Annotated in this window: 19 protein-coding genes; 13 read left to right on the forward strand and 6 right to left on the reverse strand. The window is 71.6% G+C overall.

Going from position 1 to position 23,715, the window contains the following annotated elements; genetic code table 11:
• Positions 1 to 92 precede the first annotated feature (92 nt).
• Genes ABTZ58_RS05235 through ABTZ58_RS05245 form a run of 3 tightly spaced genes read right to left on the reverse strand, consistent with a single transcriptional unit; the run spans position 93 to position 4,279 of the window.
• Entirely contained in the window at positions 93 to 1,778 is a 1,686-nt protein-coding gene (locus ABTZ58_RS05235; RefSeq protein WP_351350593.1) for a thiamine pyrophosphate-binding protein, read from the reverse strand.
• On the reverse strand, positions 1,775 to 2,755 hold the full coding sequence (gene speB / locus ABTZ58_RS05240) for an agmatinase (protein ID WP_030838119.1): 981 nt from the start codon (positions 2,753 to 2,755) through the stop codon (positions 1,775 to 1,777). The genes ABTZ58_RS05235 and speB overlap by 4 nt, the downstream gene beginning before the upstream one ends.
• Positions 2,756 to 2,812: 57 nt before the next feature.
• Positions 2,813 to 4,279 carry a sodium:solute symporter family protein gene (locus ABTZ58_RS05245; protein ID WP_351350595.1) on the reverse strand — a complete coding sequence of 489 codons (1,467 nt, stop codon included), beginning with the start codon at positions 4,277 to 4,279 and terminating at the stop codon, positions 2,813 to 2,815.
• A gap of 132 nt (positions 4,280 to 4,411) precedes the next feature.
• On the opposite strand from ABTZ58_RS05245, the gene ABTZ58_RS05250 reads away from it, so the two are divergent.
• Complete coding sequence (locus ABTZ58_RS05250) at positions 4,412 to 5,890, forward strand: PucR family transcriptional regulator (RefSeq protein ID WP_351350597.1); 1,479 nt, start codon at positions 4,412 to 4,414, stop codon at positions 5,888 to 5,890.
• Between the two features lie 198 nt (positions 5,891 to 6,088).
• On the forward strand, positions 6,089 to 6,877 hold the full coding sequence (locus tag ABTZ58_RS05255; protein ID WP_351350599.1) for a phosphatase: 789 nt from the start codon (positions 6,089 to 6,091) through the stop codon (positions 6,875 to 6,877).
• A 124-nt stretch (positions 6,878 to 7,001) separates the two neighbouring features.
• On the opposite strand, the gene ABTZ58_RS05260 is transcribed toward ABTZ58_RS05255, so the two are convergent.
• The 3 genes from ABTZ58_RS05260 to ABTZ58_RS05270 all read right to left on the reverse strand — a co-directional run bounded on the left by ABTZ58_RS05260 (position 7,002) and on the right by ABTZ58_RS05270 (position 9,993).
• On the reverse strand, positions 7,002 to 7,886 hold the full coding sequence (locus ABTZ58_RS05260; RefSeq protein ID WP_351350601.1) for an acyl-CoA thioesterase: 885 nt from the start codon (positions 7,884 to 7,886) through the stop codon (positions 7,002 to 7,004).
• Between the two features lie 45 nt (positions 7,887 to 7,931).
• Complete coding sequence (locus ABTZ58_RS05265) at positions 7,932 to 9,089, reverse strand: acyl-CoA dehydrogenase family protein (RefSeq protein ID WP_351350603.1); 1,158 nt, start codon at positions 9,087 to 9,089, stop codon at positions 7,932 to 7,934.
• Positions 9,090 to 9,393: 304 nt separating this feature from the next.
• Positions 9,394 to 9,993, reverse strand: coding sequence for an SACE_7040 family transcriptional regulator (locus ABTZ58_RS05270; protein WP_351350605.1), 600 nt, complete (start codon positions 9,991 to 9,993; stop codon positions 9,394 to 9,396).
• An 86-nt stretch (positions 9,994 to 10,079) separates the two neighbouring features.
• Between ABTZ58_RS05270 and ABTZ58_RS05275 the strand changes: the two genes are divergently transcribed.
• From ABTZ58_RS05275 to ABTZ58_RS05325, 11 genes are all read left to right on the forward strand, one after another.
• Complete coding sequence (locus tag ABTZ58_RS05275; RefSeq protein WP_351350607.1) at positions 10,080 to 11,696, forward strand: carboxyl transferase domain-containing protein; 1,617 nt, start codon at positions 10,080 to 10,082, stop codon at positions 11,694 to 11,696.
• 14 nt (positions 11,697 to 11,710) lie between these two features.
• The gene (locus ABTZ58_RS05280; RefSeq protein ID WP_351350609.1) at positions 11,711 to 13,627 is read left to right on the forward strand and encodes an acetyl/propionyl/methylcrotonyl-CoA carboxylase subunit alpha; all 1,917 of its coding nucleotides are present in this window, start codon (positions 11,711 to 11,713) and stop codon (positions 13,625 to 13,627) included.
• On the forward strand, positions 13,624 to 14,574 hold the full coding sequence (locus ABTZ58_RS05285; protein ID WP_351350611.1) for a hydroxymethylglutaryl-CoA lyase: 951 nt from the start codon (positions 13,624 to 13,626) through the stop codon (positions 14,572 to 14,574). Before ABTZ58_RS05280 ends, ABTZ58_RS05285 begins: the two co-directional genes overlap by 4 nt.
• 5 nt (positions 14,575 to 14,579) lie before the next feature.
• Positions 14,580 to 15,740: an acyl-CoA dehydrogenase family protein gene (locus ABTZ58_RS05290; RefSeq protein WP_351350613.1), complete on the forward strand. Its 1,161-nt coding sequence runs from the start codon at positions 14,580 to 14,582 to the stop codon at positions 15,738 to 15,740.
• A 279-nt stretch (positions 15,741 to 16,019) separates the two neighbouring features.
• Positions 16,020 to 16,253 carry a hypothetical protein gene (locus ABTZ58_RS05295; RefSeq protein ID WP_351350615.1) on the forward strand — a complete coding sequence of 78 codons (234 nt, stop codon included), beginning with the start codon at positions 16,020 to 16,022 and terminating at the stop codon, positions 16,251 to 16,253.
• Positions 16,254 to 16,450: 197 nt separating this feature from the next.
• Complete coding sequence (locus tag ABTZ58_RS05300) at positions 16,451 to 17,494, forward strand: ABC transporter substrate-binding protein (protein WP_351350617.1); 1,044 nt, start codon at positions 16,451 to 16,453, stop codon at positions 17,492 to 17,494.
• A 123-nt stretch (positions 17,495 to 17,617) separates the two neighbouring features.
• Complete coding sequence (locus tag ABTZ58_RS05305) at positions 17,618 to 18,472, forward strand: siderophore-interacting protein (RefSeq protein ID WP_351350619.1); 855 nt, start codon at positions 17,618 to 17,620, stop codon at positions 18,470 to 18,472.
• Positions 18,473 to 18,627: 155 nt separating this feature from the next.
• Positions 18,628 to 20,070: a lysine decarboxylase DesA gene (desA, locus tag ABTZ58_RS05310; protein WP_351350621.1), complete on the forward strand. Its 1,443-nt coding sequence runs from the start codon at positions 18,628 to 18,630 to the stop codon at positions 20,068 to 20,070.
• Complete coding sequence (locus ABTZ58_RS05315) at positions 20,054 to 21,331, forward strand: lysine N(6)-hydroxylase/L-ornithine N(5)-oxygenase family protein (protein WP_351350623.1); 1,278 nt, start codon at positions 20,054 to 20,056, stop codon at positions 21,329 to 21,331. Before desA ends, ABTZ58_RS05315 begins: the two co-directional genes overlap by 17 nt.
• Positions 21,328 to 21,858, forward strand: coding sequence for a GNAT family N-acetyltransferase (locus ABTZ58_RS05320; protein WP_351350625.1), 531 nt, complete (start codon positions 21,328 to 21,330; stop codon positions 21,856 to 21,858). The genes ABTZ58_RS05315 and ABTZ58_RS05320 overlap by 4 nt, the downstream gene beginning before the upstream one ends.
• Positions 21,855 to 23,627, forward strand: coding sequence for an IucA/IucC family protein (locus ABTZ58_RS05325; protein ID WP_351350627.1), 1,773 nt, complete (start codon positions 21,855 to 21,857; stop codon positions 23,625 to 23,627). The genes ABTZ58_RS05320 and ABTZ58_RS05325 overlap by 4 nt, the downstream gene beginning before the upstream one ends.
• The last annotated feature ends 88 nt before the right edge of the window (positions 23,628 to 23,715 follow it).

Raw genomic sequence — 23,715 nt, forward strand, 5'->3', positions numbered from 1 at the left:
CCCTTCGCTGGGATGGGCGATACACAGGTGCCCAGTCCTGGCCCTCCCATGTGAGGAGCGGGAAACTCCGCCCGGCCGGTCCGGCCGCCGCCTCAGCCCAGATGCGTCGGCGCGAACATCCGCAGCACGGCCGGGAGCAGGATTACCGACGGCCCGGGCGTGCGCAGCGCCTTCGCGAGGTCCTGCTCCAGGTGCTCCGGGGTGGTGCGGATCCCGGGGACGCCGAAGGACTCGGCCAGGGCCACGTAGTCGGGCCGGGTCAGTTCGGTCGCGGTGGCCTCGCCGAACGCGTCGGTCATGTACTCGCGCAGGATGCCGTAGCCGCCGTCGTCGACGATCAGCCAGGTGACGTCCAGGTCGTACTGGCGGGCGGTGGCCAGCTCGGCGATCGAGTACAGGGCGCCGCCGTCGCCGGAGACGGCGAGGACCGGCCGGGTCGGGTCGGCCGCCGCCGCGCCCAGGGCCGCGGGGAAGGCGTAGCCGAGGCCGCCGGCGCCCTGCGCGGAGTGCAGGTGGTTGGGGCCCTTGGCGTCGAAGGCCGACCAGGCCCAGTACGCCAGGATCGTCATGTCCCAGAAGGACGGGGAGTCGGCGGGCAGCGCCCGGCGCACGGACGCCAGCACGTCCTGCTCCAGGGTGAGGCCCTGGCCGGCGATGCGGTCGGCGACCTTCGCGAGCACGTCCCGGACGCGGTCCGCCGCCGCCTTGTCCTCGCGGGGCGACACCGTCTCCAGCAGTGCCTGCAGCGCGAGGCGGGCGTCCGCGTGGATGCCCAGGGCCGGGTGGTTGGACTCCAGCTTGCCGAGGTCGGCCTCGATCTGGATCATCCGGCCGCGCGGCTTGAACGTGTGGTAGTTCGAGGAGAGCTCGCCGAGCCCCGAGCCGACGACCAGCAGGACGTCGGCGTCCTCCAGGAAGTCGGTGGTGTGCCGGTCCTCGATCCAGGACTGCAGGGAGAGCGGGTGGTTCCAGGGGAAGGCGCCCTTGCCGCCGGGGGTCGTGACGACCGGCGCCTGGAGCAGCTCCGCCAGCTGCCTCAGCTTGCCGGAGGCGTCCGCGCGGACCACTCCCCCGCCCGCGATGATCGCCGGGCGGGCCGCGTTCGACAGCAGGTCGGCGGCGACGGCGGTCAGCTCGGGGCGGGGCGGCAGCTCCTCGGGGAAGGCGTCGCCGCCCGTCACCACCGGGATCGCCGTCCCGGCGAGCAGCACGTCCTGCGGGATCTCCACCCACACCGGCCCGTGCGGGGCGGTCAGCGCCGACTTCCAGGCCGCCTCGATCGCCGAGGGGATCTGCGACTGGGTGCGCACGGTGTGGACGGACTTGACCACGCCCCGGAACGAGGCCGCCTGGTCGGGCAGTTCGTGCAGGTAGCCGTGGCGCCCGCCGCCGAGGCCCGCCGTCGGGACCTGGCTGCTGATCGCCAGCACGGGCGCGGACGCGGCCGCCGCCTCCTGCAGCGCGGGCAGGGACGTCAGCGCGCCCGGCCCGGTCGACAGCAGCAGCGGCGCGGCCTCACCGGTGATCCGGCCGTAGGCGTCGGCCGCGAACCCGGCGTTGTTCTCCACCCGCAGGCCGATGTAGCGCAGGTCGGAGCGGCGCAGCGCGTCGAACATGCCGAGGGCGTGCTGGCCGGGCAGGCCGAAGACGGTCGTCGCGCCCAGGGCGGCCAGGGTCTCCACGACCAGGTCTCCGCCGTTGCGGCCGTCAGGAGGATTCAGGGCGGCCTCCGTCTGGGCGGGCGTCGGGCGGAGCACCAGGTCGTGGTCGTGGGTCACTTGGCTTCCGAGTCCTTCCGGGCCGCGGCGATCTGGCGGGACATGATCGTGGTCAGCTCGTACGCCGTGTGGGAGGCGGCCACCGACGTGATCTCCGCGTGATCGTACGCGGGGGCCACCTCGACGACGTCCGCCGAGACCAGGTTGCAGGAGGCCAGTCCGCGCAGGATCTCCAGCAGCTCGCGCGAGGTCATGCCGCCGGCCTCGGGCGTGCCGGTGCCGGGGGCGTGGGCCGGGTCGAGGCAGTCGATGTCGATGGAGATGTACAGCGGACGGTCGCCGATGCGCTGGCGGAGCTGGTCGGCGACCTCGTCGGCGCCGCGCCGGTAGACGTCCGCCGAGGTGACGATGCCGAAGCCCATCTTCTCGTCGTCGGTGAGGTCCTGCTTGCCGTACAGCGGGCCGCGGGTGCCGACGTGGGAGAGCGCGGAGGTGTCGAGGATGCCCTCCTCGACCGCGCGGCGGAACGGGGTGCCGTGGGTGTACTCGGCTCCGAAGTAGGTGTCCCAGGTGTCCAGGTGGGCGTCAAAGTGCAACAGGGCGACCGGGCCGTGCTTCTTCGCGACCGAGCGCAGCAGGGGCAGCGCGATGGTGTGGTCGCCGCCGAGGGTCATCAGCCGGGCGCCCGTGCCGAGCAGGTCGTCCGCGGCGGCCTCGACGGTCTCCACGGCCTCGTTGATGTTGAACGGGTTCACGGCGATGTCGCCGCCGTCCGCGACCTGCGCGAGGGCGAACGGGGAGGCGTCCTGCGCCGGGTTGTACGGGCGCAGGAGCCGGGACGCCTCGCGGATGGCATTGCCGCCGAAGCGGGCACCCGGCCGGTACGAGACACCGGAGTCGAACGGCACGCCCACGACGGCGACGTCGGCGCGGCCGACCTCGTCCAGCCGGGGCAGCCGGGCGAAGGTCGCGGGACCGGCGTACCGGGGCACGCGGGAGGAGTCGACGGGCCCGCGGGGAGTCTCGTTGCTGCTCATTGGAGGAATGCCTTCTTTCCTACGCTTCATCGCGTATGTACTGCTTGCCGTATGACTCTACTGGGAAGCCGGGACCGGTTCGGACGCGAGTTCGGTCGAGCGCCCGGCGAGCCGCTCGCGCCAGGCGGCCAGGACGGCGGCGTCGGTGGCCGGGGAGGCCAGCGAGACGATCACGTAGGCGGCGAGCGAGGCGAGCAGACCGTAGTAGACGGGCTCGTTGGCGAGGATGCCGTGGGTCGCCATCAGCACGACGACCGCGACTCCGCCGGCCGTGACGGAGGCCAGGGCGCCGTAGACCGTGCCGCGCCTCCACACCAGGCCGCCGAGGATCGGCACGAGCAGTCCGCCGACGAGGAGGTTGTAGGCGACGGTCAGGGCCTCCACGACGTTGTCGATGGCGATGGCCGTGCCGATCACCGCCAGGCCCATGAGCAGGATGAAGGCCCGGTTGCCCTTCACCTCGTCGTGGTCGCCGGCCGGCGCGCTCCGGCCGCTCCCCCGCAGCCGGGACCAGATGTCGTTGTTGGCGACGGTGGCGCAGGCGATCAGCGCGCCGGAGGAGGTCGACATCACGGCGGCCAGCGCGGCGGCGAGCACCAGCCCCCGCACGCCGACGGGCAGTTCGTCCTTCACTATGGTCGCGAAGGCGTCGTCCGGGCTGCCGAGCTTCGGGTACAGCACCTTGGCGGCCGTGCCGATGACGGCTCCGGCGAGGGCGTAGACGAGGCAGTAGGTGCCGGCGACGGTCCCGCCCCACTTGGCGGTGCGGTCGCTGCGGGCGGTGAACACGCGCTGCCAGATGTCCTGCCCGATGAGCATACCGAACGTGTAGATCAGCACGTACGTGAAGATCGTCTCGCCGCCGATGCCGAGCGGGTCGAAGTACTCGGTGGGCAGCTGCGCCCTCATCTCGCCGAACCCGCCGGCCTTCACGACGGCGATGGGCAGCAGCAGGAGCAGCACGCCGACGGTCTTGACGACGAACTGCACCATGTCGGTCAGCGTGATGGACCACATGCCGCCGAGGGTGGAGTACGCGACGACGATCGAGCCGCCGAGGACGATCGCCAGGGTGCGGTCGATGTCGAACAGGACGTCGAAGATCGTGGCGTAGGCGATGGTGGAGGTCACCGCGAGCATCAGCGTGTAGGCCCACATGACGAGCCCGGAGATGACCCCGGCGCGGCCACCGCCGTAGCGCAGGTCGAGCATCTCGGAGACGGTGTAGACCTTCAGCCGGGCGATGCGGGCGGAGAAGAACACGGACAGGGCGAGCAGGCCCAGGCCGATGGTGAACACCATCCAGGCGCCGGACAGGCCGTACTGGTAGCCCAGTCCTACGCCGCCGATGGTGGAGGCGCCGCCGAGGACGATCGCCGCCATGGTGCCGGAGTACATGGCCGGGCCGAGCCGGCGGCCGGCCACGAGGAACTCGCTCTTGGACCGGGCGCGGCGCATGCCCCACCAGCCCATGGCCAGCATCCCGGCCAGATAGACGACGATCACGAGGTAGTCGACGGCCATGGGGCCTCCTTCGCACGCGCTCGCTCGCCCGGGGACGAGGGGGACGAGGACTGACCCTAGGTGGCCGGAAAGCGACTGCGAAGTGTACGTTTCATCCATTCGAGGTGGCTGTGGATGGAGGGAACGCACACCATGCCGGAGCCCGTTGTCCCACCCACCCCGCCGGTGGAGCTGCCCGCCCTGCTGGCCCGCGAGGAGCTGGCGCTGCGGCAGATCGCGGGACCGCCCGCCGCGGGCACCGTCGTCCACTGGGTGCACACCTCGGAGATGGCCGACCCGTACCCGTACCTGCTCGGCGGGGAGCTGCTGCTCACGGCGGGCGTGCACGTCCCGGAGGCGGCGGGGACGGGCACCTACTTCGACGACTACGTGTCCCGGATCGTCGCGGCCGGCGGCGCGGCCCTCGGCTTCGGGGTGGCCCCGGTGCACGACACGGTGCCGAGGGCGCTGGTCGAGGCCTGCGACGCGCACGGCCTGCCCCTGCTGGAGGTCCCGCCGCAGACCACCTTCTCGGGCGTGGCCCGCGCGGTGTGGCAGCTGATGTCCCGGGCCCGCCTGTCCGAGCTGCGCCGGGTGACCGAGGCCCAGCAGAGCCTCGCCTCCGCAGCGTCCCGCCCCGACCCGGTCCCGTCCGTGCTGCGCGGGCTGGCCCGGTGGCTGGGCGGCTGGACGGTGCTCCACGGTCCGGAGGGGGCGGTGGTCGCGGACGGCGGGCGCGAACCGGACGCCGTGACGCGTGCGGCGCTGGCCCGCCTGGCCGAGGTGGTCCGGCCCGCCGGGGACGGCGCCGGCCGCCCCGCGCCCACCTCCGCCACGGACACCGTCGCCGGCACGCACCTGGCCTGCTACGCGCTCGGCGCCGGGCACGGCTTCGTGCTCGGGGTCGCCGCCCCGCGCCGGGCGGCCACGGACCACACCATCGCCTCCGTCGCCGCCGTGCTGCTGTCCCTCCTCACCGGGGAGCAGCACAGCGGCACCGGAGCGGCCCATTCCGCCGCGCTGGTACGGCTGCTGCTGGGCGCGTCCCCCGAGGAGGTCGCCGGGCTGCTCGGCGGCGGGCGGTGGCTGGTCGTGCACGGACGGCCGGAGCCGGACGGCGCCCCCGACCCGGTCGCCGCCTCCGCGCTGGGGGCGGCGCTCGGCTCCGCCCTGGTCGACCCGGCCGGCGACGTCGTCCGGGTCCTGGTCCCGGCCGGCCGGGCACCCGCCCCGCTGCCCGGCTGGACCCTGGGCGTCAGCACCGCCGTCGCACCGGCCGACTGGCCCCTCGCCGACACCCAGGCCGCCCGCGCCCTGGCCCGGGCCCGCGCCACCCGGGCCCCGCTGGTCCGGCACGGCGCACGCCCCGCCCTGGCCGACCTGGTGGCCCGCGAGGAGGCGGCGGCCCACGCCCGGGCCCTCCTGGCCCCCGTCGCGGCGCATCCCGCGCTCACCGAGACCCTGCGCACCTGGCTCTCCCTGCACGGCAGCTGGGACCGCACGGCCGTCGCCCTGTCCGTGCACCGCAACACCGTCCGCCAGCGCATCGCCCGCTGCGCGCGGCTGCTGGAGACGGACCTCGACGACCCGGACGTCCGCATGGAACTGTGGTTCGCGCTGCGGCACGTCTGAGGAGACGAGCGGGGATCCTTCCGGCGAGTACGTGAGCGGGGTGCTGCCGGGGAGTACGCGAGCGGGGTCCTTCCGGTGAGTACGTGAGCGGGGTCCTTCCGGTGAGTACGCGAGCGGGGTCCTTCTGAGTACGTGACGCACGTCCCAGCGTTCGATACGCCAGGGACGCCCCCGGACGGCTGCCTCACAATGGATGCCATGCCGATATCCGGGACACCCAGCCGCGCCGAGCTCGTCGAGCACCTCGTCAAAACGCGCATCGCGGGCGACGTCGCCACCCCCCGCGAGAACAACCTCTCCCACTACCGCAAGCTGGCGAACGGCGACCGTCACTACTGGCTCGGCCTGGAACTCGGCGACCGCTGGACCGACGAGCAGGACGTCCTCGCGGTGATGGCGGAACGCGTCGGGGTGAACGACGACCCCGGGCACCGGTACGGCCAGGACACCATCGACCCTGAGCTGACCGTGGCCGGCCTGGAGCGGCTGGCCGCGCGGCTGCGCAAGGCGGCGGACGGGCAGCAGCGGGTCCTCTTCGCCACCGGTCACCCCGGCGGCCTGCTCGACGTGCACCGCGCGACCGCGGCGGCCCTGCGCGCGGCCGGGTGCGAGATCGTCGTCATCCCGGACGGCCTGACGACGGAGGAGGGCTACGTCGTGCAGTTCGCCGACGTGGCGGTCCTGGAGCACGGCGCCACCCTCTGGCACACCCACTCGGGCGAACCGATGAAGGCGATCCTGACGGCCATGGAGCGTGCGGGCCGTCCCCTGCCCGACCTGGTCGTCGCCGACCACGGCTGGGCCGGCTACGCGGGCCGGCACGGCGTGGACTCCGTCGGCTACGCCGACTGCAACGACCCGGCCCTGTTCCTCGCCGAGGCGGAGGGCACCGTCCAGGTCACGGTGCCTCTGGACGACCACGTGGTCAGCCCTCGCCACTACGACCCGATGACGGCGTACCTGCTGGCTGAGGCGGGGCTCGCCTAGGCCCTGCCCGGGTGGATCCGAAGGCCGGGCGGCGGGCCCGGCCTTGTCGGCCCCGGGCGGCGGGCCCGGCAGGTCCGGGGGTGCGGGCCCAGCCGGTCCGCCCCGGGGGTGCGGGCCCGGCGGGTCAGCCCCGGGCGCGGGGGACGCGGACCACGCCCTCCTGGATCACGGTGACGGCCAGCCGCCCGTCCTGCGTGTAGATGCGGGCCTGCCCCAGTCCCCGGCCGCCGTGCGCGGACGGGGACTCCTGGTCGTACAGCAGCCACTCGTCGGCGCGGAACGGCCGGTGGAACCACATCGCGTGGTCGAGGGAGGCCCCGACGACGTCCCCGACGGCCCAGCCGCCGCGCCCGTGCGCGAGCAGCACGGAGTCGAGCAGCGTCATGTCGGACACGTAGGTGGCGAGGACGACGTGGAGCAGCGGATCGTCGATCTCGCTGTCGAGCTTGCCGTTGGTCCGGAACCACACCTGCGAGTGCGGCTCGCGCGGCTCGCCGAACTGTCCGTAGGGCGGCTCGTCGACGTACCGCAGGTCGACGGCGGCCCGGGCCTCCAGGAACCGCTCGACCACCACGGGGTCGAGGTGCCCGTAGCCGCGCAGCCGCTCCTCACCGGTCGGGAGCGTCGCGGGGTCGGGCGAGGCGGGCATCGGCGCCTGGTGGTCCAGCCCGTCCTCCGCCACCTGGAACGACGCCGACAGATGGAAGATCGGCTTGCCGTGCTGGACGGCGACGACCCGGCGGGTGGTGAAGGAACGGCCGTCCCGGATCCGATCCACGGTGTAGACGATGGGCGCGCCGGGATCCCCGGGACGCAGGAAGTACGCGTGCAGCGAGTGCGCGGGCCGGTCCGCGGGGACGGTCCGCCCGGCGGCGACGAGCGCCTGGGCCGCGACCTGTCCGCCGAAGACCCGGGGGACGACGGCGGACCGGGACCGGCCGCGGAAGATGTCCTCCTCGATCTGCTCCAGGTCGAGCAGATCGAGGAGGTCCTGTAGTGCCTGGCTCATGAGGTAGTTGTACCGGCCAGTGATCGCGTGCCGGTGTCGGGGGCCTTACAGGCCCATGTCCTTGGCGATGATCGTCTTCATGATCTCGCTGGTGCCGCCGTAGATGCGGTTGACGCGGTTGTCCGCGTACAGGCGGGCGATCGGGTACTCGTTCATGTAGCCGTAGCCGCCGTGCAGCTGCAGGCAGCGGTCGATGACGCGGTGGGCGACCTCGGTGCAGAACAGCTTCGCAGAGGCGGCCTCGGCGGGGGTCAGCTCACCGGCGTCCAGCGCCTCGGTCGCGCGGTCCGCGACGGCCTCGGCGGCGTCCACCTCGGCCTGGCAGGCGGCCAGTTCGAACTTGGTGTTCTGGAAGTGCGCGACCGGCTTGCCGAAGACCGTGCGCTCCTGCACGTACTGCTTGGCGAACCGGACGGCGGCCTTGGCCTGGGCGTAGGCGCCGAAGGCGATGCCCCAGCGCTCGGAGGCCAGGTTGTGGCCGAGGTAGTAGAAGCCCTTGTTCTCCTCGCCGAGGAGGTCCTCGACGGGCACCTTGACGTCGACGAACGCGAGCTCGGCGGTGTCGGAGGTCTTCAGACCGAGCTTGTCGAGCTTGCGGCCGACGGAGTAGCCCTCGGACTTGGTGTCCACGGCGAACAGGGAGATGCCGTGGCGGCGGTCCTCGGCGGTCGGGGCGGACGTCCGGGCGCAGACGATGACCCGGTCGGCGTGCACACCGCCGGTGATGAAGGTCTTGGCGCCGTTGAGGACGTAGTGCGTGCCGTCCTCGCTGAGCCTGGCGGTGGACTTCATGCCCGCGAGGTCGGAACCGGTGCCCGGCTCCGTCATCGCGATGGCCCACATCTCCTCGCCGGTGACGAACTTCGGCAGGTACCGCTTCTTCTGCTCGTCCGTCGCCAGCATCTTGATGTAGGGCAGGGCGAGCAGCACGTGCACACCGGAGCCGCCGAACTGGACACCGGCGCGAGCGGTCTCCTCGTACAGCACGGCCTCGAACTTGTGCGTCTCCAGGCCGGCGCCGCCGAACTCCTCGGGCACGTTGATGCCGAAGATGCCCAGCTCACCGAGCTTGTAGTAGAAGTCACGGGGGGCCTGGCCCGCCGCGAACCACTCGTCGTACACGGGTACGACCTCGGCCTCGATGAAGGCGCGGATGGTCTCCCGGAACGCCTCGTGATCCTCGTTGAACACCGTACGGCGCACGCCGCCACCTCCACGACCTCTGTCTAAGCGCTTGCTCAGCCAAAGATACCGGCGAGTATTGAGGGGGTCCAGGGTGGGGGTGGGGTGGTGCTCGTCACGGTGGGGTGGGCACAGGGGGGTAGCCCCCGCCCGGGTCCGGAGCAGCACCCCCGAGGCAAGAGCAGCCTCCCGTCCAGCCGCACCGGACGGACGGGCGGGACCCCGGGGCGCAGGGGCGAAGCCCCGCCCGGGCCCGGGGCGGAGCCCCGGGGCGAGGCCGGCCTCCTGGCCAACCGTGTCGGGCGGGCGGGTGGGCAAAGCCCCCTCAGACCCCCACCGCCGCAAACGCCCCCCGGGCCATCCGATGCAGCAACTCCGCCGTAGCCGCCCGCCCGGGCAACGACCCACCCCTCCCCAGATGCGGCGTCGAGTTCAGCAACCCGAACACCGAGTGCACAGCCGACCGCGCCGCCGGCTCCCCCAGCCCCGGGTACACCTCCCGCACCACCCCCACCCACAGCTCCACGTACTGCCGCTGCAGCTGCCGCACCATCTTCCGGTCACTGTCCCGGAGGCGATCCAGCTCCCGGTCGTGCAGGGTGATCAGAGGCCGGTCGTCGAGCGCGAAGTCGATATGCCCCTCGATCAGCGAGTCGAGGACCGCCTCAGCCCCCGCCCCACCCCCGTCCGCCTCGGCCACCCTCCGCTTGGCCCCGGTCAGCAACTGCCCACTGATCCCCACCAGCAACTCCGCGAGCATCGCGTCCTTGCCCGCGAAGTGCCGGTACAACCCGGGCCCGCTGATCCCCACCGCGGCGCCTATCTCGTCGACCCCGACCCCGTGGAAGCCCCGTTCGGCGAAGAGCCGCGCGGCCTCCTTGAGAATCTGCTGACGGCGGGTGGGGGCGTCGGTTCTGGTGGCCATGAAATCGATTCTAGACAGGGAGGTTAGCGGTCGTTAACCTGGAGGAAATGCGTTAACGCTCATTAACAAGTGAGGGGACCCGCAGGATGCACGAGGCACCGGAGCTCACGAGCGCGGCAGACCCCGCGTCGGAGGCCTTTCGGGCCAACGAGGAGGCGCACCGCACCCTCGTGGAGGAGCTGCGCACCAAGCTGGCCGCGGCCGCACAGGGCGGCGGCGAGAAGGCGCGCGCCCGCCACACGGCCCGCGGCAAGCTGCTCCCCCGCGACCGCGTCGACACCCTCCTCGACCCCGGCTCACCCTTCCTGGAGCTCGCCCCGCTCGCGGCCGACGGGCTGTACGAGGGGCAGGCCCCGGCCGCGGGAGTCATCGCCGGCATCGGCCGGGTCAGCGGCCGCGAGACGGTGATCATCGCCAACGACGCCACGGTCAAGGGCGGCACGTACTACCCGATGACGGTCAAGAAGCACCTCCGCGCCCAGGAGGTCGCCCTCGACAACCGCCTCCCCTGCGTCTACCTGGTGGACTCCGGCGGCGCCTTCCTGCCCATGCAGGACGAGGTCTTCCCGGACCGCGACCACTTCGGCCGGATCTTCTACAACCAGGCCCGCATGTCCGGCGCCGGCATCCCCCAGATCGCCGCGGTCCTCGGCTCCTGCACGGCCGGCGGCGCGTACGTCCCGGCGATGAGCGACGAGGCGGTGATCGTCCGCAACCAGGGCACGATCTTCCTCGGCGGCCCGCCCCTGGTGAAGGCGGCCACCGGCGAGGTCGTCACGGCGGAGGAACTCGGCGGCGGCGAGGTCCACTCCCGCGTCTCGGGCGTCACGGACCACCTCGCGGAGAACGACGCCCACGCCCTGCGCATCGTCCGCACGATCGTCTCCACCCTCCCCGCACGCGGCACACCCCCCTGGGAGGTCACGGAGGCGACCGAACCCAAGGTCGACCCGCACGGCCTCTACGGCGTGGTCCCGGTCGACTCCCGCACCCCGTACGACGTGCGCGAGATCATCGCCCGGGTCGTCGACGGCTCCCGCTTCGCGGAGTTCAAGTCCGAGTTCGGCCAGACCCTGGTCACCGGCTTCGCCCGGATCCACGGCCACCCGGTGGGCATCGTCGCCAACAACGGCATCCTGTTCGCCGAGTCCGCCCAGAAGGGCGCCCACTTCATCGAGCTGTGCGACCAGCGCGGCATCCCGCTGGTGTTCCTGCAGAACATCTCGGGCTTCATGGTCGGCAAGGACTACGAGGCGGGCGGCATCGCCAAGCACGGCGCCAAGATGGTCACGGCCGTGGCCTGCACGCGCGTTCCGAAGCTCACGGTCGTGGTAGGCGGCTCGTACGGCGCGGGCAACTACTCCATGTGCGGCCGGGCGTACTCCCCCCGCTTCCTGTGGATGTGGCCGAACGCCAAGATCTCGGTCATGGGCGGCGAGCAGGCCGCCTCGGTCCTCGCCACGGTCAAGCGCGACCAGCTGGAGGCCCGCGGCGAGTCCTGGCCGACGGAGGACGAGGAGGCCTTCAAGGCCCCGATCCGCGCCCAGTACGAGCGCCAGGGCAGCGCCTACTACGCGACGGCCCGCCTCTGGGACGACGGTGTGATCGACCCGCTGGACACCCGTCAGGTCCTGGGCCTGGCCCTGACCGCCTGCGCCAACGCGCCCCTGGGTGACCCCCAGTTCGGCGTCTTCCGGATGTGAGGGGACGGACGACGATGTTCGAGACAGTGCTGGTGGCCAACCGGGGCGAGATCGCCGTACGCGTCATCCGGACGCTGCGGTCGATGGGCGTGCGCTCGGTGGCCGTCTTCTCCGACGCGGACGCCGACGCGCGGCACGTCCGCGAGGCGGACACGGCGGTGCGGATCGGCCCGGCCCCCGCCTCCGAGAGCTACCTGTCGGTGGAGCGCCTGCTGGAGGCAGCGGCCCGCACGGGCGCGCAGGCCGTCCACCCGGGCTACGGCTTCCTCGCGGAGAACGCCGCCTTCGCTCGCGCCTGCGCCGAGGCCGGCCTGGTCTTCATCGGCCCCCCGGCGGACGCGATCGCGCTGATGGGCGACAAGATCCGCGCCAAGGAGACGGTCCGCGAGGCCGGGGTGCCGGTGGTGCCCGGCGGCCGGGACCCGGAGCTGGCCGAGGCGGCCCGCGAGCTGGGCGCGCCGGTGCTGCTGAAGCCCAGCGCGGGCGGCGGCGGCAAGGGCATGCGCCTGGTGCGTGACCTGACCCGCCTGGAGGACGAGATCGCCTCGGCCCGCCGCGAGGCCCGCGCCTCCTTCGGCGACGACACGCTCCTCGTGGAGCGCTGGATCGACCGCCCCCGCCACATCGAGATCCAGGTCCTCGCCGACGGCCACGGCAACGTGGTCCACCTGGGCGAGCGCGAGTGCTCCCTGCAGCGCCGCCATCAGAAGATCATCGAGGAGGCGCCGAGCGTCCTGCTCGACGAGCGGACGCGTGCCGCGATGGGCGAGGCGGCGGTCCAGGCGGCCCGCTCCTGCGGCTACCGGGGCGCGGGCACGGTGGAGTTCATCGTTCCGGGCACCGACCCGTCGTCGTACTACTTCATGGAGATGAACACCCGCCTCCAGGTGGAGCACCCGGTCACGGAGCTGGTCACGGGGCTGGACCTGGTCGAGTGGCAGCTGCGCGTCGCGGCCGGGGAGCCCCTGGCCTTCACGCAGGAGGACGTACGCCTGACCGGGCACGCCGTGGAGGCCCGCATCTGCGCCGAGGACCCGGCCCGCGGCTTCCTCCCCTCCGGCGGCACGGTGCTCAGGCTGCGTGAGCCGCAGGGCGACGGCGTGCGCACCGACTCGGGCCTCACCGAGGGCACGGAGGTCGGCAGTCTCTACGACCCGATGCTCTCCAAGGTCATCGCGTACGGCCCGGACCGGGCGACGGCCCTGCGCAAGCTCCGCTCGGCCCTGGCGGAGACGGTCACGCTGGGGGTGCAGACCAACGCCGGTTTCCTGCGCCGCCTGCTCGCCCACCCGGCGGTGGTCTCCGGCGACTTGGACACCGGCCTGGTCGAGCGCGAGGTGGAGGACCTGGTCTCCACGGACGTGCCGGAGGAGGTCTACGAGGCGGCGGCGGCCGTGCGTCTGGAGGCCCTGAAGCCCGAGCCGGGCGGCTGGACCGACCCCTTCTCGGTCCCGAGCGGCTGGCGCCTGGGCGGCGCCCGCAAACCACCCGCCTTCCACCTCCGGGTGCAGGAACCGCTGGAGTACACCCCGCGCGGCACGGCCACGGTCACCGACGACCGGGTCTCCGTCACGCTGGACGGCGTCCGGCACACCTTCCACCGCGCCGCCGACTGGCTCGGCCGCGACGGTGACGCCTGGCACGTCCGCGACCACGACCCGGTCGCCGCGTCCCTCACCCGGGCGGCGCACGCGGGCGCCGACTCCCTCACCGCCCCCATGCCCGGCACGGTGACCGTCGTCAAGGTCGCCGTCGGCGACGAGGTGAGCGCCGGTCAGAGCCTGCTGGTGGTGGAGGCGATGAAGATGGAGCACGTCATCTCCGCGCCGCACGCCGGCAAGGTCGCCGAGCTGGACGTGGCGCCCGGCACCACGGTCGCCATGGACCAGGTCCTGGCGGTCATCGCACCGAACGAGGAGGCGGCGCCATGACAGTCCCGGGGCTCCCGATGGCCGTCCCGGCCGGGGACCTGCCCGCCCGCGTCCGCATCCACGAGGTGGGCGCGCGCGACGGCCTGCAGAACGAGAAGGCGACGGTCCCCACGGAGGTCAAGGCGGAGTTCATCCGCCGCCTGGCCGGCGCCGGCCTGACGACGATCGAGGCGACGAGCTTCGTCCACCCCAAGTGGGTCCCCCAGCTGGCGGACGCGGAAGCGCTGTTCCCGATGGTCGCCGACCTCCCGGTGGCCCTCCCGGTCCTCGTCCCGAACGAGAGGGGCCTGGACCGCGCCCTGACGCTCGGCGCCCGCCGGGTCGCGGTCTTCGCCAGCGCCACGGAGTCCTTCGCCAAGGCCAACCTCAACCGCACGGTGGACGAGTCCCTGGCGATGTTCGAACCGGTGGTGGCCCGGGCGAAGGCGGACGACGTCCACGTGCGCGGCTACCTGTCCATGTGCTTCGGCGACCCCTGGGAGGGCCCGGTCCCGATCCCCCAGGTGGTCCGGGTCTGCCGCGCCCTGACGGACATGGGCTGCGACGAACTGAGCCTCGGCGACACGATCGGCGTGGCGACCCCCGGCCACGTGGCCGCCCTCCTCGTCGCCCTGGACGAGGCGGGAATCCCCCCGTCAGCCCTCGGCGTCCACTTCCACGACACCTACGGCCAGGCCCTCGCCAACACCCTTGCCGCGCTCCAGCACGGCGTGACGACGGTCGACGCCTCCGCGGGCGGCCTGGGCGGCTGCCCGTACGCGAAGTCGGCGACGGGCAACCTCGCCACCGAAGACCTCGTGTGGATGCTGCGGGGCCTCGGCGTCGACACCGGAATCGACCTCGGCCGCCTCGTCGCCACGAGCACGTGGATGGCCGCCCATCTGGGCCGACCCAGCCCGTCCCGCACCGTCCGAGCCCTGTCCCACGAGGACACCGAGGAGCAGTGACCACCATGGACTACCGCCTTCCCGCCGAGCTGGAAGAACTCCGCCGCACGGTCGAGGAGTTCGCACACGAGGTCGTGGCGCCCAAGATCGGCGACTTCTACGAGCGTCACGAGTTCCCGTACGAGATCGTCCGGGAGATGGGCCGCATGGGCCTGTTCGGCCTGCCGTTCCCCGAGGAGTACGGCGGCATGGGCGGCGACTACCTGGCCCTCGGCGTGGCCCTGGAGGAACTGGCGCGGGTCGACTCCTCGGTGGCCATCACCCTGGAGGCCGGCGTCTCCCTCGGCGCGATGCCCATCTACCGCTACGGCACCGAGGCGCAGAAGCAGGAGTGGCTCCCCCGCCTCTGCTCGGGCGAACTCCTCGGCGCGTTCGGCCTGACCGAGCCGGACGGCGGCAGCGACGCGGGAGCGACCCGTACGACGGCCCGCCTGGACGAGTCGACGAACGAGTGGGTCATCAACGGCACGAAGTGCTTCATCACCAACTCGGGCACGGACATCACGGGCCTGGTGACGGTCACGGCGGTCACGGGCCGCAAGCCCGACGGCAATCCGCACATCTCCTCGATCATCGTCCCGACGGGCACCCCCGGCTTCTCGGTCGCGGCCCCCTACTCCAAGGTCGGCTGGAACGCCTCGGACACCCGCGAGCTGTCCTTCTCGGACGTCCGCGTCCCGGCGGCGAACCTCCTGGGCGAGGAGGGCCGCGGCTACGCCCAGTTCCTGCGCATCCTCGACGAGGGCCGCATCGCCATCGCCGCCCTGGCGACGGGCCTGGCGCAGGGCTGCGTCGACGAGTCGGTCAAGTACGCCAAGGAGCGCCACGCGTTCGGCAAGCCGATCGCTGCGAACCAGGCGATCCAGTTCAAGATCGCGGATATGGAGATGAAGGCCCACACGGCCCGCCTCGCCTGGCGCGACGCGGCGGCCCGCCTGGTCGCGGGCGAGCCCTTCAAGAAGGAAGCGGCCCTCGCCAAGCTCCACTCCTCCACGGTCGCGGTGGACAACGCCCGCGAGGCGACCCAGATCCACGGCGGCTACGGCTTCATGAACGAGTACCCGGTCGCCCGCATGTGGCGCGACTCCAAGATCCTGGAAATCGGCGAGGGCACGAGCGAGGTCCAGCGCATGCTGATCGCCCGGGAGTTGGGGCTGGCCGGCTGACCCGTCCATACAAACGCCGGATACGCCACCAGCTCCAAGCTGGTGGCGTATCCGGCACTTAAGCCCTCACTGCGGCGTCAGCGAACGGGCGCAGCCTCCGTTGCGGTGCGGGCTGACGCCACGGGGCAGCCACAGCACAACAACCTCCCTGTTTCGCCCAGCACGAACAAGCTACTTCAACCCGCTCCTGAGCAAGATCTGCACCTTTGCCGGGACGACGGCCGCGGCGCCAGCACCGCGTTCCCCGCACGCCCGGCCTCGGAGGCCGGCGGTGACTTCGTGGTGCGGGTGCCGGTCACCGAGCTGCCCGCCGGGCTGTGGGAGGGGCGCGTTCACCTCGGGCCGTGGACCGTGCCGCTGCCGTCCACCCCCCTGAACCTCGCCCCGGCCAAGTGGCGCCGCCGCGGCCTCCCTTGGTACGCGAGGCCCGCGGTGGAGAGCGGTGAGGCGTTCACGCTGCGCGTCGCCCGCACCGACCTGGTCCGGGCCGTGACGCGGCGCCTCAACTCGTAGGCGGAGCGGCCGGAAAGGCCCGGCCCTTCGTGATCCGGATCACTGCCTCCCCCGGCATTCCCGCCCCCTCCCCCGGGCACGGATACCAGGGTCCCTCTGGACAAGATCTGAGGTTAGGCTAACCTAAGCCTGATTCCAGCCAGGCGGCTGTCAGCCGCGCCCGCAGTGGCTCCGTACGCATGAAAGCAGACCCACCCATGTCGAACGCCAGAACCGCCCGCTTCTCCCGCCGCGGCCTCCTCGCCGCCGGTGGTGCACTCGGACTCGGCGCCCTCGTGACCGCGTGCGGCAGCGAGGACTCCGAGGACGGCGGCTCGGAATCGACGACCGGTGCCCAGTCCGGCCCGTGGTCCGTCAAGGACGACCGCGGCAAGACCGTCAAGCTCGACAAGGCCCCCGCGAACATCGTGGCGTTCACCGGCGTCGCCGCCGCCCTGTACGACTACGGCGTCTCGGTCAAGGGCGTCTTCGGCCCCACCAAGACCCAGGACGGCAAGCCCGACGTCCAGGCCGGCGACATGGACATCAGCAAGGTGACCATCCTCGGCAACACCTGGGACCAGTTCAACGTCGAGAAGTACGCGGCCCTCGCGCCCGACGTGCTGATCTCCACGATGTTCGACGACGCCGGCACCCTCTGGTACGTCCCCGAGGCCTCCAAGGACAAGATCGCCAAGCTCGCCCCGAGCGTCGGCATCTCCGTCTACGACCGCCAGATCACCGCCCCGCTGCAGCGCATGTGGGAGCTGGCCGAGTCCCTCGGCGGCGACATGAAGTCCGCCAAGGCCACCGACGCCAAGAAGCGCTTCGAGGAGGCCTCCGCGCGGCTGCGCAAGGCCGCCAAGGCACACCCCGACATCAAGGTGATGGCCGGTTCCGCGAGCCAGGAGCTGTTCTATGTCTCCGGCACCAACCTCTCCATCGACCTGGAGTACTTCAAGGCCCTCGGCGTGAACTTCGTCGAGCCGCCGGAGAAGGCCAAGGCCGAGGGCGGCGGCTGGTTCGAGAGCCTGAGCTGGGAGAACGTCGACAAGTACAAGGCCGACATCATCATGATGGACGACCGCTCCTCCGCCATCCAGCCGGCGGACATCACCGAGGCGACCTGGAAGAAGCTGCCCGCGGTCAAGGCCGGCCAGGTCATCGCGCGTTCGGCCGAGCCGATCCTGTCCTACGACAAGTGCGTGCCACTGGTGGAGAACCTGGCGAAGGCCATCGAGACCGCGAAGAAGGTCAGCTAGGCGCTCGGCGCCGCGAGGAATCCGCCCGGCCGGCGCCACGCTCCGCCGAGGCCGGCCGGCCGGTTCCCCGCGCCCCCGAGGGGGCGCACCCCCACACCCTGACGACGACTCAGGAGCCCACCCATGACCACCGCCGTAGCCGCCCCGTTCCGCTTCTTCTCCCTCCAGGTCGCGCGGACGAGGCGGCTCGGGCCGTCCCTGGTCCGTGTCACCTTCACCGGGCCCGATCTGCACGCCTTCCACTCCGACGGCCGCGACCAGTCGCTGTCGCTGTTCCTGCCGCACCCCGGGCAGCCCGAGCCGGTCGTGCCGCTGGAGCTCGGGGACGGCTGGTGGCAGGGCTGGCGTGAACTCCCGGACGACGTACGGGCCGTGATGCGGTCGTACACGCTGCGCGCACTGCGCCGCGATCCGGACGAGATCGACATCGACTTCGCCCTGCACGGCATCGAGCCGGGCGCCGGCGTCCAGGCCGGTCCCGCCTCCCGCTGGGCCGCCCGGGCCGCCGCCGGGGACCGGGTGCTGCTGCTCGGCCCGGCCGTGGCGGATAACCGGGCGATCCGCTTCCGGCCGCCGGGGGACACCGACCTCGTTCTCGTCTGGGGCGACGAGACCGCCGTGCCGGCCGCCTCGGCCATCGTCGAGTCGCTGCCGGCCGGCACCCGTGCCCGGGTCTGGCTGGAGGTCCCGCGCGCCGGGGACATCCAGGACCTGGTGACCGAGGCCGACGCCGAGATCACCTGGCTCGTCCGGGAGCGGGAGGGCGCCGAGGGGTCCCCCATGGCCCTCGACGCCCTCCGCGCGGCCCGGCTTCCCTCCGCCGAGCGCCCGTACGTCTGGATCGCCGGCGAGTCCGGGTGCGTGAAGGAGCTGCGCCGCCACTTCGTGCGCGAGCGCGGGATCGACCGGCGGCGGGTCACGTTCGTCGGGTACTGGCGCCGCGGTGTGACCGAGGAGCAGCTGCGCGCCGAGGGATGACCGGCGGCCTGCTTTCCCCCGCCGCGACCTGAGTGACCACGGTCACGGCAGAGGCCGGTTTCCCGTGATCGAAGTTAGGTTAGCCTTACCTGCGTTAAACGCGAAGCAGCCCGCTCCTGTCCCGCACCGGACTGTCCCCACCGGAGGACCCCCACATGCGCTCGCACCTGCTCAACGACACCACCGCGGAGCAGTACCGCCGCTCCGTGACCGAAGGAGTCGAGCGGGTGGCCGCCAAAATCGCCGCCACCGACCGGCCGTTCACCGGCGTCAGCGTCGACGCCCTCGCTCCCCGCATCGACGAGATCGACCTCGACCAGCCGCTGCACGACACCACCGCGGTGCTCGACGAACTGGAGGAGGTCTACCTCCGGGACGCGATCTACTTCCACCACCCGCGCTACCTGGCCCACCTCAACTGCCCGGTCGTCATACCGGCCGTGCTGGGCGAGGCCGTCCTGTCCGCCGTCAACTCCTCGCTGGACACCTGGGACCAGTCGGCCGGCGGCACGCTCATCGAGCGGAAACTGATCGACTGGACGACGGCCCGCATCGGCCTCGGCGAGAACGCCGACGGCGTGTTCACCTCCGGCGGCACCCAGTCCAACCTCCAGGCGCTGCTGCTCGCCCGCGAGGAGGCCAAGACCGAGGACCTGGCGAAACTGCGCGTCTTCGCCTCCGAGGTCAGCCACTTCAGCGTGAAGAAGTCCGCCAAGCTCCTCGGACTCGGCCAGGACGCCGTGGTGTCGATCCCGGTCGACCACGACAAGCGCATGCAGACCGTCGCCCTCGCCCGGGAACTGGAGCGCTGCGCGCAGGACGGCCTCGTCCCCATGGCCGTCGTCGCCACCGCCGGCACCACCGACTTCGGCTCCATCGACCCGCTGCCCGAGATCGCCGAACTCGCCGCGCAGTACGGCACCTGGATGCACGTCGACGCCGCCTACGGCTGCGGCCTGCTCGCCTCGCTGAAGCACCGCGACCGCATCGCGGGCATCGAGCGGGCCGACTCGGTCACCGTCGACTACCACAAGTCCTTCTTCCAGCCCGTCAGTTCGTCGGCCGTGCTGGTGAGGGACGCCGCGACGCTGCGTCACGCCACATACCACGCCGAGTACCTGAACCCGCGTCGCATGGTGCAGGAACGAATCCCCAACCAGGTGGACAAGTCCCTGCAGACCACCCGCCGCTTCGACGCCCTCAAGCTGTGGATGACGCTGCGCACCATGGGCGCCGACGGCATCGGGCAGCTCTTCGACGAGGTGTGCGAACTGGCCCGGGAGGGCTGGAGGCTGCTCGCCGCCGACCCGCGCTTCGACGTGGTGGTCGAGCCGAGCCTGTCCACCCTGGTCTTCCGCTACATCCCGGCGAACGTCACCGACCCCGCCGAGATCGACCGCGCCAACCTCTACGCCCGCAAGGCCCTATTCGCCTCCGGTGACGCCATCGTCGCGGGCACCAAGGTCGGCGGCCGCCACTACCTGAAGTTCACCCTGCTGAACCCCGAGACGCGGGCGTCCGACATCGCCGCCGTCCTCGACCTGATCGCCGGCCACGCCGAGCAGTACCTGGGAGAGTCCCTTGACCGCGCGTCCTGACAACCCGACCACCACCCATGACTTCGTGGGCATCGGGCTCGGCCCCTTCAACCTCGGCCTGGCCTGCCTGACCGAGCCCATCGCCGAACTCGACGGTGTCTTCCTGGAGTCGAAGCCCGACTTCGAGTGGCACGCGGGGATGTTCCTCGACGGCGCCCACCTCCAGACGCCGTTCATGTCGGACCTGGTCACCCTCGCCGACCCGACCTCGCCGTACTCCTTCCTGAACTACCTGAAGGAGAAGGGCCGGCTGTACTCGTTCTACATCCGGGAGAACTTCTACCCGCTGCGGGTCGAGTACGACGACTACTGCCGCTGGGCCGCGAGCAAACTGAGCAGCATCCGCTTCGGCACGACGGTGACGGAGGTGACCCACGAGGACGACGTCTACGTCGTGCGGACCACGACCGGGGACACCTACCGCGCCCGCCACCTGGTCCTCGGCACCGGCACCCCGCCCCACATCCCCGAGGCCTGCCAGGGCCTGGGCGGCGACTTCATCCACAACTCCCGCTACCTCCAGCACAAGGCGGAGCTGCAGAAGAAGGACTCCATCACGCTGGTCGGCTCGGGCCAGTCGGCCGCCGAGATCTACTACGACCTGCTCAGCGAGATCGACGTCCACGGCTACCGCCTGAACTGGGTGACCCGCTCCCCGCGCTTCTTCCCGCTGGAGTACACCAAGCTCACGCTGGAGATGACGTCCCCCGAGTACGTCGACTACTTCCGCGAGCTGCCCGAGGCCACCCGCTACCGCCTCACGGCCGAGCAGAAGGGCCTGTTCAAGGGCATCGACGGGGACCTGATCAACGAGATCTTCGACCTGCTCTACCAGAAGAACCTCGGCGGCCCGGTCCCGACGCGGCTGCTCACCAACTCCGCGCTGAACGCGGCCTCGTACGAGAACGGCACGTACACGCTGTCCTTCCGGCAGGAGGAGCAGGAGAAGGACTTCGTGCTGACCTCCGAGGGGCTGATCCTGGCCACGGGCTACCGCTACGCAGAGCCGGAGTTCCTCAAGCCGGTCCGCGACCGTCTGCGCTACGACTCCCGGGGCAACTTCGACGTGGCGCGCAACTACGCCATCGACGTCACCGGCCGGGGCGTCTTCCTGCAGAACGCCGGCGTCCACACCCACAGCATCACCAGCCCCGACCTGGGCATGGGCCCCTACCGGAACGCGTACATCATCCGCGAGCTGCTCGGCACCGAGTACTACCCGGTGGAGAAGACGATCGCGTTCCAGGAGTTCTCGGTATGACCTTCACGTTCCGCCCCCTCGACCCGCTGAAGGACGCCGAGCTCCTGCACTCGTGGGTCACCCACCCCAAGGCCGCGTTCTGGATGATGCAGGACGCGCGACTGGAGGACGTCGAGCGCGCCTACATGGAGATCGCGGCCGACGAGCACCACCACGCCGAACTCGGCCTGCGGGACGGTGTTCCCGCCTTCCTGATGGAGAAGTACGACCCGGCCCACCGCGAGCTGGTGGGCCTGTACGAGCCGCAGCCGGGCGACATCGGCATGCACTTCCTCACCCCGCCGACCGACACGCCCGTGCGCGGCTTCACCCGGTCCGTCATCACCGCCGTGATGGAGCACCTCTTCGAGGACCCGGCGGTGCAGCGCGTCGTCGTCGAGCCCGACGTGGCCAACAAGGCCGTCCACGCGCTGAACGAGGCCGTCGGGTTCGTACCCGAGCGCGAGATCCAGAAGCCCGAGAAGCGCGCCCTGCTCAGCTTCTGCACGCGCGCACAGTTCCTGGCCGCCCGAGGAGTAGCCGTATGACCCTGTCCGACGCCGTAGCGCATCTGTCCCCCCACCGCTGGGCGCGGGCCAACCGCCTGATGATCCGCAAGGCGCTCGCCGAGTTCGCGCACGAGCGCCTCATCACACCGGAGGCCACCGCCGAGGGCACCTACGTCGTCCGCAGCGACGACGGCCAGACCCGGTACGCCTTCGCCGCGACGGTCCGCGCCCTGGACCACTGGCAGGTCGACGCCGAGTCGATCACCCGCCACCGGGACGGCACCGAACTCCCGCTCGCCGCACTGGACTTCTTCATCGAGCTGCGCGAGTCCCTCGGCCTGAGCGACAGCATCCTGCCGGTCTACCTGGAGGAGATCTCCTCCACCCTCTCCGGCACCTGCTACAAGCTCACCAAGCCGAGGACGACGGCGGCCGAGCTGGCCCGCGCCGACTTCCAGACCATCGAGACCTCGATGACCGAGGGCCACCCCTGCTTCGTGGCCAACAACGGACGGCTCGGCTTCGGCATCCACGAGTACCTGTCGTACGCCCCGGAGACGGCGAGCCCCGTCCGGCTCGTCTGGCTGGCGGCCCACCGCTCGCGGGCCGCGTTCACGGCCGGCGTCGGCATCGAGTACGAGTCCTTCGTACGGCAGGAGCTGGGCGAGGAGACCGTCGAGCGCTTCCACGGCGTCCTGCGCGAGCAGGATTTGGACCCGGCCGACTACCTGCTCATCCCGGTCCACCCCTGGCAGTGGTGGAACAAGCTCTCCGTCACCTTCGCCGCCGAGGTCGCCCGCGGGCACCTTGTGTGCCTGGGTGAGGGCGACGACGAGTACCTGGCCCAGCAGTCCATCCGGACCTTCTTCAACCGGACGAGCCCCGAGAAGCACTACGTGAAGACGGCCCTGTCCGTCATCAACATGGGCTTCATGCGCGGTCTGTCGGCGGCCTACATGGAGGCCACGCCGGCGATCAACGACTGGCTGGCCCAGCTCATCGAGGGCGACCCGGTGCTGAAGTCCACGGGCCTGTCGATCATCCGCGAGCGCGCGGCGGTCGGCTACCGGCACCTGGAGTACGAGCAGGCGACGGACCGCTACTCGCCGTACCGCAAGATGCTGGCCGCGCTGTGGCGGGAGAGCCCGGTGCCGTCCCTCCAGGAGGGCGAGCAGCTGGCCACCATGGCCTCGCTGGTCCACGTCGACGACCAGGGCGCCTCCGTCGCGGGCGCGCTGATCGAGCGGTCGGGTCTGGCCCCCACGGAGTGGCTGCGGCGTTACCTCCAGGCGTACTTCACCCCGCTGCTGCACAGCTTCTACGCCTACGACCTGGTCTTCATGCCGCACGGCGAGAACGTCATCCTCGTGCTGAAGGACGGGGTGGTGCAGCGGGCGATCTACAAGGACATCGCCGAGGAGATCGCGGTCATGGACCCGGACGCGGTGCTGCCGCCCACGGTGGAGCGGCTGCGCGTGGAGGTCCCGGAGGACAAGAAACTCCTGTCGATCTTCACGGACGTCTTCGACTGCTTCTTCCGCTTCCTCGCGGCGAACCTCGCCACCGAGGGGATCATCCAGGAGGACGACTTCTGGCGCACGGTCGCGGAGGTCACCCGCGCCTACCAGGAGTCGGCGCCCGAACTGGCCGACAAGTTCGAGCAGTACGACATGTTCGCCCCCGAGTTCGCCCTGTCCTGCCTGAACCGCCTGCAGTTGCGCAACAACCAGCAGATGGTGGACCTCGCGGACCCGTCCGGCGCCCTGCAGCTGGTGGGCAACTTGAAGAACCCGATCGCGGAGTTCTGATCCGGACGGACAGGCACCCCGGAGTACGGTCCTCCGGGGTGCCTGTCATCGCCTTGTCTTTCAGGGGCGCGGGGAACTGCGCGCTCAG

Source organism: Streptomyces sp. NPDC094143 (assembly GCF_040303825.1).
In the GTDB taxonomy this organism is placed as follows: Bacteria; Actinomycetota; Actinomycetes; order Streptomycetales; family Streptomycetaceae; genus Streptomyces.